This is a genomic window from Actinacidiphila yeochonensis CN732 (genome assembly GCF_000745345.1).
Lineage (GTDB): Bacteria > Actinomycetota > Actinomycetes > Streptomycetales > Streptomycetaceae > Actinacidiphila > Actinacidiphila yeochonensis.
Window position 1 is genome coordinate 1,016,513 of sequence record NZ_JQNR01000004.1, and the last position, 14,419, is coordinate 1,030,931.

A 14,419-nucleotide genomic window follows, 5' to 3' on the forward strand; every position below is an offset into this window, starting at 1 on the left:
TCCGGCCGTCCTGACAGCGGCCGGAGCGCTCCCCCCACACGCCCGAGCACCTGCTCGGCATCCCCACACACAGAGGAGGACCCGTGTCCGCACCCGCACCGTCCCGACTGCTGCGCCGGCTCAGAAAGTGGGCGCTGTCCGCCGCCGCCGCCGGGACACTCGTCGCCGGCGTCCTGGTCGGCGGCACCCAGGCGTCGCAGGCGGCCGGCTCGCTGCCCTGCGACCTGTACGCCTCCGGCGGTACCCCCTGCGTGGCCGCGCACAGCACCACGCGCGCGCTGTACTCGGCGTACAACGGCTCGCTCTACCAGGTCCGGCGCGCCTCGGACAACACCACCAAGGACATCGGGGTGCTGAGCGCCGGCGGCTACGCCAACGCCGCCGCGCAGGACTCCTTCTGCTCCGGCACGACCTGCGTCATCACCGTCATCTACGACCAGTCCGGCAAGGGCAACAACCTCACCCAGGCCCCCGCGGGCGGCGCGGCCGGCGGCCCGGACGCCCTCGCCAACGCCACGGCCGCCCCCACCACGGTCGCCGGCCACAAGGCGTACGGCGTGTTCGTGGCCCCCGGCACCGGCTACCGCGACGACCGGACCTCGGGCATCGCGACCGGCGACGCCGCCGAGGGCATGTACGCGGTGCTGGACGGCACGCACTACAACGGCGGCTGCTGCTTCGACTACGGCAACGCCGAGACCAGCAACAACGACACCGGCAACGGCCACATGGAGGCGATCTACTTCGGCAACATCAAGGTCTGGGGCTACGGTTCCGGCAACGGGCCGTGGGTGATGGCCGACCTGGAGAACGGCCTGTTCTCCGGCGTCAACGCCGGCTACAACGCCAACGACCCGAGCGTCAGCAACCGCTACCAGACCGCGATGGTCAAGGGCCAGCCGAACCAGTGGGCGATCCGGGGCGGCAACGCCCAGTCCGGCGGCCTGTCGACGTACTACAGCGGCGCGCGGCCCAACGTCTCGGGGTACAACCCGATGCACAAGGAGGGTGCGATCATCCTCGGCATCGGCGGTGACAACAGCAAGAGTTCGGCCGGCACCTTCTACGAGGGCGTGATGACCTCCGGCTACCCCTCGGACGCCACCGAGAACGCCGTCCAGGCCAACATCACCTCCGTCGGCTACGCCACCTCCTCCTCCACCGGCTCCGGAGCGCTGACGCCCGGCACGAAGATCTCCCTGCGCGCCACCACCTCGTGCTGCACCACCGACTACGTCCGGCACGACGACGCCGACAGCAACGTCGTCATCTCCGCCGTCTCCTCGTCCAGTTCCGCCACCGACAAGGCCGACGCCAGCTGGATCGTCCGGGCGGGCCTGGCCAACAGCTCCTGCGTCTCCTTCGAGTCGGCCAACGACTCGGGCCAGTACCTGCGCCACTACAACTACGCGCTCCAACTCAACGCCGACGACGGTACGTCGCAGTTCGCGCAGGACGCCACGTTCTGCCCGCAGACCGGCCAGAACGGGCAGGGGTACTCGTTCCAGTCGGTCAACTACACCAACAAGTACCTGCGCCACTACAACTACTCCGTGTACATCGCCAGCGACGGCGGCTCCAACGCGTGGGACAGCGCCACGTCCTGGAGCGACGACACCAGCTGGGTGGTTGCCGCCTCCTGGGCCTGACCCCGGCCGCGCGACCCCTACCCGGAGCAAAGGGGTGCCGCCCTCCAGGGGCGGCACCCCCCCGGCCCGCCCCGCCCGCCCCGCCCGCCCCGCCCGCCCGGCCCGCCCCGCCCGCCCCGGCCGGTGCCGGGCCGACACGGCTCGGCAGGTCTCCACGCGGGCGGCGGGGAGAACGCCCGCAGGGGGCCGGGGCGACACCGGGCGAACCGCGTCGGCGGTCCGCCGGGGCTACTCGGCGATGCCCCGGGTGAGCAGCACCACCGTGACGAAGGTGCGGTACAGCCGGATCGGGTCGTCGTCGGTGATCGACACCGCCACCGGGTCGGCCGGGTCCGGGCGGACGCCCTGCACCCAGGTGGCCATCTCGGCCAGATCCGGGTTGCGCATCCGCACCGTCAGCGTCGCCGGCAGCTCGATCGCCGGCAGCGGAGCCCCCGCGGCCAGGGACTGCACCGCGCGGCGGGCGGCGCCCCGGATCACCTCGCGGGCGTCGTGCGGGTGCAGGCTGTCGGCGGCGAAGCGGGACACCGAGGTCTTCACCACCGCCGCGGCGGCTCCCGGGCAGAACGGCCGCAGCTCGCGGGCGGTCGTCTCGTCGCCGGTGACGAGCACCACCGGCACCCCGTGGCCGAGCGCCACCAGCGCGTTGATCCCGCTCTCCCCGGCCACCACGCCGTTCAGCCGCACCTCGCTGATCGCCGCCGGGTTGTAGGTGTGCGACAGCGTGGCGGGGGAGCCCGACATGGAGCCGTGGTAGGAGACGAAGAAGACCGCGTCGAAGGACGGGTCGAGCCCCTGCATCATGTACAGCGGCTTGTGCCGTCCCGACAGGTAGCGGGCCCGCCCGCCCAGTTCCGCCGGCCGCAGGTTCGCCATCGTCGAGTGCGAGTCGTTGACCAGGAACTCCCGCGCCCCGGCGGCCTGCGCGCCCTCGATGGCCGCGTTCACCTCGGCCTGGAGCAGGCCGCGGTAGTGCTCGTACTCGGGCTGCCCGGGGCGGCACTGCGCCCAGTCGACGACGCCGGCGGTGCCCTCCATGTCGGAGGAGACGAAGACCTTCACAGCACGCTCCTGGGCCGGAACTCCGGCTCGGTGGAGGCGTCCGTCATCAGCGCGTAGACGCTGCCCTGCTGGCCGGCCGCGCCGCCGTGCCGCCCGTCCGGGGTCAGCGCCAGCGCGCGCAGCTCGGCGCGGAAGTCGTCGGGCAGGGTGGCCGCGTCGGCCAGTGCGGCCCGGCAGGCGTCGGCCGGGTCCTGGCCGGCCGCGAGCAGGTCCACGATGGTGCGGGCGGTGCCGCCGCGCATGCTCAGCTCGCCGCGGCCGGTGCAGGCCGCGCCGCCGGCCCGCAGGTCGCACCAGTTGCCCGCGCCCGGCAGCGCCGAGTCGCCCACCCGGCCGGGGTACTTGTACGGGTAGCCCGAGGTGGACACGCCCACGCACATCTCGCCGGTGGCGTCCAGCGCGATGATGTTGATGGTGCCCCACGGGCCGTCGTGCGGGGCCAGCCGGCGGATCAGGGCGAGCGCGCTCTCCCGGTAGCGGGCGTCGCCGTCGGTGGCCGCGGTGTTCTCGCCCTCGACCGACCCGCGCGAGTCGGCGACCTGCTTGCGCCACAGCTCCCGCGACTCCTCGGTGAGCAGGTCGGCGGTGGTGAAACCGTTCTCCTCGGCGAAGAGCGCGGCGCCCTCACCCACCAGCAGGCTGTGCTGCGGCAGCTTCTCCAGCACGGCGCGGGCCACCGAGATGGGGTTCGGGTAGTTCTTCAGCGCCGCCACCGCGCCGAAGCGGCGGTCGCTGCCGGTCATGAGGGAGGCGTCCAGCTCCACCACGCCCCGCGCGTTGGGCAGGCCGGCGGTGCCGACGTAGTGGTCGGCCGGGTTGTCCTCGCAGCGCCGCATGGCCGCCTCGACCGCGTCGAGCGCGGAGCCGCCGCGCCGCAGCACCTCCATGCCGGTGGGCAGCCCGGCCTCGCTGCGCTCGCTGCCGATGATGATCGCTTCCGCCACGTCGTACCTCCTCGTACTCGCCGCGACCTGCGCGTACGTCGGGCGCCGGCCGCCGCGGGCAGTCTCGCACCCGGGAGGCCCGGCGGCACGGTCGGGGCGCTGTGGCCCTCGCCACGGTTGAGGGTCGGCCTGACACTCCGCGTTCTTGCGTGAGTTCTGTCAAATATTTCGCCTGATGCGCCGTCTATTGCGGTGTCGTGTCGACCTCGTTACCATCCGGCGCAGGCCGCCGGACGGGTGCCGGCACACGGAACGGCCCGCGGCGCCGGGAGACGACGACCGATCGGAGAATCCGCATGGGTGTCACGCGTCGGGTGTTCCTGCAGGCGGCGGTGGCCGCCACCGCGGTCGGGGCGACCGCCGGAGTCCAGACCGCCGGGGCCGGGGCCGCGAGCGCGGCCAGCGCCGCCGGCGACGTCGTCGGCAAGGTGACGGTCGGCTACCAGGGCTGGTTCGCCTGCGTCGGCGACGGCGCGCCGATCAACGCCTGGTGGCACTGGAGCGCCAACTCCGGCCAGGCGCCCTCCCCGTCCAACACCACCATCGTGGCCTGGCCGGACGTCCGCGAGTACACCCACACCTACCAGACCGGCTACGCCGCCCTCGGCAACGGCCAGCCCGCCACCCTCTTCTCCTCCTACGACCAGCAGACGGTCGACACGCACTTCCTGTGGCTCCAGCAGAACGGCATCGACACCGCCGCCCTCCAGCGCTTCAACCCCAACGGCTCCGAGGGCCCCACCCGCGACGCGATGGCACAGAAGGTGCGCAGCTCCGCCGAGAAGTACGGGCGGAAGTTCCACATCATGTACGACGTCTCGGACTGGACCAACATGCAGTCCGAGATCAAGACCGACTGGACGAACAAGATGCAGGCCCACACCGCCAGTTCGGCCTACGCCGTGCAGAACGGCAAGCCGGTGGTGTGCATCTGGGGCTTCGGCTTCAACGACAACCAGCGGCCGTTCGCCGCCGACGCCTGCCTGGACGTGGTCAACTGGTTCAAGGCGCAGGGATGTTACGTGATCGGCGGGGTGCCCACCTGGTGGCGCACCGGAGACCGCGACTCCCGGGCCGGGTTCTCGGACGTCTACCACGCCTTCCACATGCTCTCGCCGTGGATGGTCGGCCGGATCGGCAGCGTCGCGGACGCCGACAATTTCTACACCGTCGCCACCGTGCCGGACCTGGCCGAGTGCGCCGCCTACGGCATCGACTACCAGCCGTGCGTGCTGCCCGGCTCGGTGACGGGGCGCCAGCGCGCCCACGGCGACTTCATGTGGCGGCAGTTCTACGACCACGTGCGGGCCGGGGTGAAAAGCGTCTACATTTCCATGTTCGACGAGTTCAACGAGGGCAACCAGATCTGCAAGACCGCCGAGTCCCAGGCGTGGGTGCCCACCAACTCCGGCTTCCTGGCGCTCGACGAGGACGGCACCGCCTGCTCCTCCGACTACTACCTGCGGCTCACCGGCGACGGCGGCCGGATGCTCAAGGGCCAGCTCGCGCTCACCGCCACCCGGCCCACCCAGCCGGTGGTGAGCGGTTCGGGGACCGGCGGCAGCCCCAACACCGACCTGGCCCTGCACAAGTCCACCTCCGAGAGCGGCCACACCCAGGTCTACGCCTCCGGCAACGCGGTGGACGGCGACCCGAACAGCTACTGGGAGTCCACGGACAACGCCTTCCCGCAGTGGTTCCAGGTGGACCTCGGCTCGGCGGCGCAGGTCAGGCGGCTGGTGCTGACCCTCCCGCCGTCCACCGCCTGGGGCGCCCGCACCCAGACGCTCGGCGTGACGGGCGGCACCGACCCCGGGCAGCTCGGCCAGCTCGCCGCCTCGGCCGGCTACACCTTCGACCCGGCGACCGGGAACACCGCGACGATCACCCTGCCGTCCACGGCCACCGCCCGCTACCTGCGGCTGACCTTCACCGCCAACACCGGCTGGCCGGCCGGGCAGCTCTCCGGCCTCCAGGTCTACAGCGGCTGACCGCACCCCGGACCTCCCGGACCCGGGCCGCACCTCCCGCGCCGGACCGGCGACGCGCGGAGGTGCGGCCTCGGCCGGCCTGGGATCACACCGCGGACGGCGGCGCCCACTTCGGGTCGCTGCCCCAGGCGGTGTTCGGCTCCGCCCCCATCCGCAGGGTGAGCCGTCCGCCGGCCAGCACCTCCTCGTGGCGCAGCCACGCCCGGTGCAGGGGGCGGCCGTTGAGCTCGGCGGAGCGCACGTAGAGGTTGTCCGCGGAGTTGTCGCGGGCCTCGACGGTGAACCGGGTGCGGCGGCTGGTGGTGAAGGCGACCTCGTCGAAGACCGGGCTGCCGATGACGTACACGCCGCTGGCCGGCGCGACCGGGTAGAGGCCGGAGGCGGCCAGCACGTACCAGGCGGACATCTGGCCGCAGTCGTCGTTGCCGATCAGCCCCGAGGGCCCGGTGCCGTAGGCGTACTGGCACACGTACCGCGACCACTTCTGCGTCAGCCAGGGCGCGCCGGTGTACACGAACATGAACGCCAGGTGGTGCACCGGCTCGTTGGAGTGGTTGTACTTGTCGTTCCAGGTGCGCATCGCCTCCGGCGGCGTCTGCTCGAACAGCTCGTTCAGCCGGGTGTTGAAGGCGTCGCGCCCGCCGATCAGGCCGGCCAGGCCGTCGATGTCGTGCGGGACGAACCAGCCCTGCTGCTCCGGGGTGGACTCCACGCAGCCGTCCTGGTCGCCCATCCAGCTGCCGTCGGCGTTGCGGCCGCGGAACCAGCCGGCGTCCGCGTCGAACAGGTTGCGGTAGTTCTGGGAGGTGCCCTCCAGCGTGCGGGCGTCGGCGTGCTTGCCGAGGGCCCGGGCGAACCGGGCCAGGGCGTAGTCGGAGTAGCAGTTCTCCAGCGTCGTGGACAGGCTGGTGTCGACGCAGTACCCGAGCTTCGACCAGTTCCCGAAGTCGTTGCGGTTGGACGACTCGGCCGGCCCCAGGGCCACGTCACGGCAGTACTGGTACGCCGTCTCCGCGTCGAAGCCGCGCACGCCCTTGAGGTAGGCCTCCGCTATGACGTTGATCCCCGGGTCGCCGACCATCGTGTTGGTGTCGGTGCCCAGCAGCTCCCAGCGGGCCAGGCCCTTGACGGCACCCGAACCGGTCAGCGCCAGCAGCGTGTTGACCTGGTCGGCGACGACCTGCTCGTCGATGATCGTCAACAGCGGGAACTGCGCCCGGAAGACGTCCCAGCCGCTGAACACGGTGCGGTGGGTGAAGTCGTCGTGGCGGACGGGGCCGTCGCCGAAGCGGCCGGAGCCGTCGGAGTCGCTGGAGATCCGCGGGTCGATCATGGTGTGGTAGAGCGCGGAGTAGAAGATCTCCCGCTGCTCGTCGGTGCCGCCGCTGGCCGCCACCTTGCCGACGGCGGTCGACCACGTCCGCCGGGCCGCGTTCCGCGTGCCGTCGAAGTCCCACCCCGGGATGTCCGCCGCGAGGTTCGCCCGGGCACCGGCGATGCTGGTGTACGACAGCCCGGCCTTGAGGAGCACCTGCTGGCCGGCGGTGACCGGGAACTCGACGAAGAACCCGGCGTCGTCGCTCGCGCCGGCCAGTCCCGTCGCCCCCTGGGTGACGGTGCCGCCGTCCCAGGTGTCGAGCCGGGTGATCGGCAGCTCGAAGCACATCGTGAAGTACACCGTGTACACCGGGCCGTTGCCGCAGATCCAGCCGCCGCCGGAGCGGTCGGCCGTCAAGGTGCCCTCCACGGTGTGCGCGTCGACCAGGGTGAGCGCCTGGGTGACGGTGTGGGTGCCGTCGAAGCCGATGCGCCGTGACAGGTCCACCTTCAGCCGGCCGGTGCCGGCGTCGTGGAAGGTGCAGCGCAGGATGCCGGCGCGCTCGGCCGCGGTCAGCTCGACCCGTACGCCGTAGCGGTCGAGTTCCACCGCGTAGTACCCGGCCTCGGCGGTCTCGGTGGCCTTGTCGAACGGGCTCTTGGCGGCGTCGCGCCCGGTCACCAGGTCGCCGGTCTGCGGCATCACCTGGAGCTCGCCGAGGTCGCCGTAGCAGCCGATGCCGCTCAGGTGCAGGAAGCTGAACCCCTCGATGGTGGTCATGTCGGCGGAGTAGCCGCTGCCGTTGTCGCCGCCGCTGACGGTGTCCGGGCTGAGCTGGACCAAGCCGAAGGGCACCACCGCGCCGGGGAAGGTCTTGCCGCAGGCGGTGTCCGCGGAGGTGGTGAGGGCCCCTGTCAGCGGGTTGATCCAGTCCACCGCGGCGCGCCGGGCGGACGTGCCGGCGGCCGTCGCGGCGCCGGCCGGCTCGGCGACCGGACCCCTGGCGGCTGCCGCCTCCGACGCCCCGTCGGCCGCCGCCGCGGTGGGCGCCGCGGCGCCGAGCGCCGCCGCTGCCGCCGCGCCGCCTCCGGCGAGCAGAAATCCCCGCCTGCTGAACGCGTCACCGTGCTCGGATGTGGACATGCTCCTCCAGACATCGGATGTCGCGCTGGGCGACACGGTTGTCAACTTGGCCGTCCCTGGCTGTCCCTGATCGCTCAAGGTCTTGAAACCATTAATTAACAGTTTTATGTTGCTCCTGCACCGCTGGCAAGTGATCAGCAGAAACAGCAGGAACTGGCAGAAACCAGAAGACTTCACCGGACTTCGCAGGTCATCCTCCAGGAGACGCCACCCTTATGACTGCCTCTCAGCCAGGCCCCCGCCGGTCGCCCAGTCGTCGGAGCTTTATCGCCCTCGCGGGTGCCGGAGCCGCCGGCTCGATCGCCGCGATGGGCCTGCCGGCCTTCACCGCGGCCGCTGCCGAACCGCGGCGCCCGGCCGGCGATCCGCGCACTCCGGACGCCGAGGCGCTGCGGCTGTGGTGGAGCACGCCCGCCGCCGAGGACGTGATGATCCAGCAGGCCGTTCCGGTCGGCAACGGTCGGCTCGGCGCCCTCACCGGCGGCGACCCCGCGCGCGAGACGCTCTACGTCACCGACAGCACCCTGTGGACCGGCGGCCTCAACGACGTCCTCGACGACGACGGCCAGTTCCCCTACGAGCGGGTGGAGTTCGGATCGCTCACCCAACTCGCACACCTGACACTGGAGTTGCCGGACCACACGCCGGAGACCGTCACCGGCTACCGGCGCACCCTGGACCTCAGCAACGCCCTGGCCGCCGTCGAGTACCGGCAGCGCGGCGCCGCCCACCGCCGCGAGGTCTACGCCAGCCACCCCGACGACGCCGTCGTGCTCCGCCTCACCCAGCCCGGAGGCGGCCTGACCGGCACCATCGCGCTGGCCGGCACCCACGGCGAGGCCGCGGCGACCGCGGCCCCGGCCGGCCCTCGGGCGGCGCCACCCTCTCCTTCTCCGCGGCCCTCGACAACGGCCTGCGCTACGCCGCCGCCGTCACCGCCGTCAGCCGCACCGGCACGGTGCGGGCCACCGCAGACGGACTGGCCTTCACCGGCTGCTCCGACCTGCTGGTGGTGCTCAGCGGCGGCACCGACTACGCCCCCGACCCGGCACGCGGCTACCGCGACCCGGGCGCCGACCCGCTCGCGCTGTCCCGCCGCAAGGCGCGGGCCGCCGCCGCGACCGACCCCGACGCCCTGCGCTCCACCCATGTGGCGGACTACCAGCGGCTGTTCGGGACGATGTCGGTGGACCTCGGTCCGTCGAGTGCTGCCCAGCGCGCCGCCGACACCTGGACCCGGCTCACCGACCGGGCCCGGGACGGCGCCGCCCCGGACCCCGAACTGGAAGCCGCCTACCTCCAGTTCGGCCGCTACCTGATGATCAGCGGCTCCCGCGACAGCGTGCCCATGGGGTTGCAGGGGCCCTGGCTGGACGGCAACGACCCGGACTGGATGGGCGACTACCACACCGACATCAACGTCCAGATGAACTACTGGATGGCCGACCGCACCGGCCTGCCCGGCTGCTTCGACGCGTTCACCAGGTACTGCCTGGCCCAGCTCCCCTCCTGGACCGACACCACCCGCCGCCTCTACAACGACCCGCGCAACCGCTTCCGCAACTCCTCCGGGAAGGTGGCCGGATGGGCCGTCGCCTTCTCCACCAACCTCTACGGCGGATCGGGCTGGTGGTGGCACCCGGCGGCCAACGCCTGGATCGCCAACTCCCTCTTCGCGCACTGGGAGTACACCCAGGACACCGCCGTCCTGGCCGAGATCTACCCGCTGCTCAAGGGCGCCTGCGAGTTCTGGCAGGCCCGACTGGTGTCCATGACCGTCACCGATCCGGCCACCGGCCAGGACCGCGAGGTCCTCGTCGACGACAAGGACTGGTCACCCGAGCAGGGCCCGCAGGACGCCGTGGGCAACACCTACGCGCAGGAGCTGGTGTGGGCGCTGTTCGGCAACTTCCACACCGCCAGCGCGGCCCTCGGCCGCGACGCGCCGCTGCGCGCCACCCTCGACGGGCTGCGCGCCCGCCTCTACCTGCCCCAGGTCAGCCCCACCAGCGGGTGGCTGGAGGAGTGGATGTCCCCCGACAACCTCGGCGAGGACCAGCACCGCCACCTCTCGCCGCTGATCGGCTTCTTCCCCGGGGACCGGATCACCCTCGACGGCTCACCCGCCGAGCTGCTCTCCGGCGTGCGCGCCCTGCTCGTCGCGCGCGGCATGGACAGCTACGGCTGGGCCAACGCCTGGCGCGCGCTGTGCTGGGCCCGGCTGAAGGACGCCGACCGCGCCTACCAGCTGGTGACCACGAACCTGCGCCCGTCCACCGCCAACAGCAACGGCTCGGCGATGAACCTGCTGGACATCTACCAGGTGGAGGACGACCGCAGCATCTTCCAGATCGACGCCAACTTCGGCACCCCGTCGGCGATGGTGGAGATGCTGCTGTACTCCCGGCCCGGCCGGATCGAGCTGCTGCCCGCGCTGCCCGCCGCCTGGGCGGGGGAGGGGCGGATCACCGGCGTCGGCGCCCGCGGCGGCTTCACCGTCGACCTGGCCTGGCGGGACGGCGCGGTGACCGAGGCCACCGTGCGCAGCACCGGCGGCCGGACCACCGAGGTGGTCGCCAACGGCACCACCCGCGCCGTGCGGCTGGCCCCCGGCCGCGAGACGGTACTGCGCTGGTGAGGCACGCGGCCCCGGCCGGATGAGCGCCCCGGCGGGCCCGCCCCTTCGGGAGGGCGGGCCCGCCGGGGCGCCAGGTGGGCGGCGGCGGCTTCGGCCGGGCCCCGTCCGGGCTCACCGCCTGCCCATCACTGCCTGCCGATCACCGCTTGCCGATCACGGCGAACATCAGCCACAGGAAGAACGCCATGAAGTGGGCCACCGCCACGTAGACGAGGACCCGCAGGACGACCCCGCGCTCCCTGCGGTGCTCGGTGCCGTTGGTGGTGGGCTTCACACCCGCCGCCGGGGCGGTGGCGGAGGCCCCCGCGCCTGCGGCCTGAGCGGGCTCAGCGGCCCGGGTGGGCTCTGTGGGCTGCGAAGTCCCGACGGTCTGAGCGGTCTCAGTGGTCACGGTCTGCCTCCTTGGCGGGTCGGCGGCTGCGGGGTAACGCACAGCGCCGACACCTCGCTCTGGATCAGGGTGTGGACGAAGAGCAGGTCGACGCCGGCCGGCCCGCCGGCTGCCAGCTGGTGCGGGACGAGGGAGTCGAAGTGCGCGGAGTCTCCGACCGCCAGGGTGTGCGTCTGCTCGCCCAGGGTCAGCACCAGCTCACCGCCGGTGACGTACAGCCACTCCTCGCCCGGGTGGACGCGTACCAGGCCGCCCTGCGCGTGTGCCGGTACGTGCACCCGCAGGGCCTGCATGGCGCGCCCGGTGCCGCCCGCCCGCCAGTACGTCCAGCCGCCGGCGGGCACCGCCGGCATGGCCCCGGAGCGTACAATGGGGTCCGACTCGGCGGTCGTCTCCCCGAGCAGGTCGGAGACGGTCGTCCCGTACAGCCGGGCCAGGCCCAGCAGCACGGGCAGCGAGGGCTGGCGCAGCCCGGACTCCAGCCGCGACAGGTGCGCGGCGGACAGTCCGACGCGTCGCGCCGCGGCCTCCAGGGTGAGGCCGGCGGAGCGCCGCCGCTCCCGCAGACGCGGGGCGAGGACGGGGTTGTCGCCGCCTTCGACGCCGCCCGCGGGCGCTGTGCCGTCGGCGGGGTCGGTGCCCCGGCCGCCGGGCTGTGTGGGGTCCATGGCGTCCATGGAACACCCGGAGATGCCTCTGAGGCAAAAAGTTTGCCCCAGAGGCAAATGGTCCCGGGTGGCGATCCCGTGGGGGACCGGACCGCGACCGCCTCAACCCTCCGGGGCCGGACCGGCCCGTGGCGCGAAAACCGTTGGACAGCAGGGGAGTTGGCCTCCCTACCCTGCCCGGGTGACTGACTTCGCCTTCCTGGACACCCCCTCCGACTGGCAGCCCGGCTACCGGCAGCGCCTCGTCGACGCCTACCGGGCGAGCGGCCTGCCGGGGCCGGCCGCCACCGAACTCGCCGCCGAGGCGGTGAAGCAGAGCGGCAGCTGGACGGCCGCGGCGATCCTCGACGACGACGGCCACCGGATCGGGCAGGTCGTCGTCGGCTTGTCCGAGCGCCAGGGCACCTCCACCGGCCGGATCGGCGAGCTGTGGACCGACCCTGCCCGGGACGTACAGGGCGTCCACCGCCGCGCGGCCCACGCCTGGGCGCGCCGCTGGTGTGCGGAGCGCGGGACGCGGCAGCTGGTCGTCCGGCTGGCCGCGCCGGACGAGGTCTTCGCCGACTACCCGGTACGCGCCCAGAACCGGATCAAGGTCCTCACCGCCCCGGCCGAGCCGCCCGCCGGGGTGACGTACCGGCCGATGACGGAGGACGAGTACCCGGCCTGGCTGGCTGCCGGGGAGAAACGTTACGCCGCCGACATGGTGCGGGCCGGCTCCTGGACGCCCGAGCAGGCGCGTCAGAAGGCCGGAGAGGACTACCGCACGCTGCTTCCCGAGGGCGTGGCCACCCCCGACACCACCCTCGTGGTGCTCCAGGCCGGCGGCGAGCCGATCGGCAACGGCTGGCTCAGGCACGGCTACCTTCCCGGAGTCACCTTCGGCTACTCGCTGCTGGTGCACCCGGAGTTCCGCGGCCGGGGCCACGGCCGCTCGGCCATGGCCGTCGGCGAGCAGATCACGGCAGCCGTCGGCGACGAGGCCCTGATGTTCAACGTCTTCGGCGGCAATGAGGTCGCGATGTCCCTCTACACCGCGGTCGGCTACTCCGTTCTGGAGGAGACGCGCGCGGACGAACTTCCCCCGAGCACCGAACACTAGTGCCGCTCCCGGCAGGGTTTGCCCCGCTCGCCGCCCTGGCACGGCCGTCCGCCGCGTTGCCGTACCGGCCGAGCAGGCCCGCTACGAGGCCGGGTCGGCGCCTTGCGGCCGACCGCACCAGGACACCTCGCCACCGGGCGAACCGCGCCGGTCGCGACACTGGGACCTGTCCGGGTTCGGCTCCTGGCACGCTCCGACCGGTAGCGAGCCGTGCTACGAAGCGCTGCCCGCCGGCTGGCCCTCCGGGAGGCCGGGCCGACTGCCCTCCGGCGCGTCGGGGATGCCGCCGTCGAGCCGGTCGAACAGCCGCAGCAGGGGCGTGGCCATGACCGTCGTCACCACCGCGACGACCACCAGGACGGTGAACATCGACCGGGTGACGATGCCCTCCGACAGGCCGACGTTGATCGCGATGAGCTGCATGAGCCCGCGGGCGTTCATCAGCACGCCGATCCGCAGGGCCACGGCCTGGGACTGGCCGGCCGCCCGTGACGCCGCCCAGCAGGCGCCGAACTTCCCCACCACCGCGACCACCGTGCAGCCGGCCGCGAAGAGCAGCAGGGCCGGATCGCCGAGCAGCCCGGTGTCGGTGTTGAGACCGGAGTAGGTGAAGAACAGGGGCAGCAGCAGCGTCCGGGACAGCGGTTCGGTGGCCGCCACCGCCTCGTCGATCCTGGGCCCCTTCGGCATGGCCACTCCCAGGCTGAACGCGCCGAAGACCGCGTACAGCCCGATCCGGTCGGTGTACCAGGCGGCCAGGCAGAGGGCGATCAGCAGGACGAGCTGGAGCTGCGGGGGACTGAGCCGGTCCGCCGCCTCCAGCAGCGGCGCGCGCAGGCGGAACAGCAGCGTGAGGGCCGCCACGAGCCCGACCCCGCCGGCGAGCGCCAGCACGATGGTGCCCGACGTGCCCCGCGCCATGCTGACCACCGCCGCCAGCAGCACCCACGCGACCACGTCGTCGATGGCGCCGGCCGCCAGCGAGATGCGGCCGAAGGCGGTGGCGCCCAGGCCGTTCTCGGTGATGATGCGGGCCAGCATCGGGAAGGCGGTGATGGCCAGGGTGACGCCGACGAACGCGACGAGCACGTGCACCGGCACGCCGGGCGGCGCGGCGTTCACCGAGCCGTGCGCGGCCCATGCCAGTGCGCAGCCCAGCAGCAGGGGCGTCACGCTGCCGAACGCCGAGACGACCACCGCCGAGCGGGCGACCTTCCCGGACCGGTCGAGGCGGAACTCGTAGCCGGTCTGGAACATGAACAGCGTCAGGCCCAACTGCCCCGTGACGTAGAGCATCGGGCGCATCTGCGCCGGGAAGAGGTGGTGTTCGGCCGACGGCAGCAGCAGTCCGAGGACGGACGGGCCGAGCAGCACTCCGGCGAGCATCTCGGCGACCACCGGGGGCTGTCCCAGTGGACGCAGTAACAGCGCGACGGCGCGGCAGACGAGCAGGATGGCGACGGTGGCGAGCAGGAAGGCGGTACCGAGTTCGGTCGTGGACACGATCGACAGC

General features: G+C 72.7%; 10 protein-coding genes and 1 pseudogene. 5 read left to right on the forward strand and 6 right to left on the reverse strand.

Annotated elements, in window-relative coordinates; genetic code table 11:
• Window positions 1–83 precede the first annotated feature (83 nt).
• On the forward strand, window positions 84–1,649 hold the full coding sequence (locus BS72_RS10895; RefSeq protein WP_407638955.1) for an alpha-L-arabinofuranosidase B: 1,566 nt from the start codon (window positions 84–86) through the stop codon (window positions 1,647–1,649).
• Window positions 1,650–1,877: 228 nt separating this feature from the next.
• Here the strand turns inward: BS72_RS10895 and BS72_RS10900 are convergent, their stop codons facing one another.
• Together BS72_RS10900 and BS72_RS10905 are read right to left on the reverse strand one after the other, a co-directional pair.
• Window positions 1,878–2,711, reverse strand: a complete 834-nt coding sequence (locus tag BS72_RS10900) for a M55 family metallopeptidase (protein ID WP_037908989.1) — start codon at window positions 2,709–2,711, stop codon at window positions 1,878–1,880.
• Window positions 2,708–3,655, reverse strand: a complete 948-nt coding sequence (locus BS72_RS10905; protein WP_051950928.1) for a N(4)-(beta-N-acetylglucosaminyl)-L-asparaginase — start codon at window positions 3,653–3,655, stop codon at window positions 2,708–2,710. The genes BS72_RS10900 and BS72_RS10905 overlap by 4 nt, the downstream gene beginning before the upstream one ends.
• A gap of 296 nt (window positions 3,656–3,951) precedes the next feature.
• Here BS72_RS10905 and BS72_RS10910 point away from each other — a divergent pair, with 296 nt between their 5' ends.
• On the forward strand, window positions 3,952–5,646 hold the full coding sequence (locus BS72_RS10910; RefSeq protein WP_037908991.1) for a galactose-binding domain-containing protein: 1,695 nt from the start codon (window positions 3,952–3,954) through the stop codon (window positions 5,644–5,646).
• Between the two features lie 85 nt (window positions 5,647–5,731).
• Here BS72_RS10910 and BS72_RS10915 read toward each other — a convergent pair whose 3' ends face one another.
• Window positions 5,732–8,107: a GH92 family glycosyl hydrolase gene (locus BS72_RS10915; protein ID WP_051950929.1), complete on the reverse strand. Its 2,376-nt coding sequence runs from the start codon at window positions 8,105–8,107 to the stop codon at window positions 5,732–5,734.
• Window positions 8,108–8,535: 428 nt separating this feature from the next.
• On the opposite strand from BS72_RS10915, the pseudogene BS72_RS39835 reads away from it, so the two are divergent.
• Both BS72_RS39835 and BS72_RS10920 read left to right on the forward strand, forming a co-directional pair.
• A pseudogene (locus BS72_RS39835) lies at window positions 8,536–8,883 on the forward strand (glycoside hydrolase N-terminal domain-containing protein); the annotation flags it as partial.
• A gap of 182 nt (window positions 8,884–9,065) precedes the next feature.
• Window positions 9,066–10,745 carry a glycosyl hydrolase family 95 catalytic domain-containing protein gene (locus tag BS72_RS10920; RefSeq protein WP_407638956.1) on the forward strand — a complete coding sequence of 560 codons (1,680 nt, stop codon included), beginning with the start codon at window positions 9,066–9,068 and terminating at the stop codon, window positions 10,743–10,745.
• 139 nt (window positions 10,746–10,884) lie between these two features.
• Here BS72_RS10920 and BS72_RS10925 read toward each other — a convergent pair whose 3' ends face one another.
• Together BS72_RS10925 and BS72_RS10930 are read right to left on the reverse strand one after the other, a co-directional pair.
• The gene (locus BS72_RS10925; protein WP_037908993.1) at window positions 10,885–11,136 is read right to left on the reverse strand and encodes a DUF6126 family protein; all 252 of its coding nucleotides are present in this window, start codon (window positions 11,134–11,136) and stop codon (window positions 10,885–10,887) included.
• Window positions 11,133–11,804, reverse strand: coding sequence for a helix-turn-helix domain-containing protein (locus BS72_RS10930; RefSeq protein ID WP_051951029.1), 672 nt, complete (start codon window positions 11,802–11,804; stop codon window positions 11,133–11,135). Before BS72_RS10930 ends, BS72_RS10925 begins: the two co-directional genes overlap by 4 nt.
• 181 nt (window positions 11,805–11,985) lie before the next feature.
• On the opposite strand from BS72_RS10930, the gene BS72_RS10935 reads away from it, so the two are divergent.
• A complete protein-coding gene (locus BS72_RS10935) occupies window positions 11,986–12,906 on the forward strand; it encodes a GNAT family N-acetyltransferase (protein ID WP_037908996.1) in 921 nt (306 codons plus the stop codon).
• Between the two features lie 213 nt (window positions 12,907–13,119).
• Here the strand turns inward: BS72_RS10935 and BS72_RS10940 are convergent, their stop codons facing one another.
• On the reverse strand, window positions 13,120–14,409 hold the full coding sequence (locus tag BS72_RS10940; RefSeq protein ID WP_037910057.1) for a cation:proton antiporter: 1,290 nt from the start codon (window positions 14,407–14,409) through the stop codon (window positions 13,120–13,122).
• Between the last annotated feature and the right edge of the window lie 10 nt (window positions 14,410–14,419).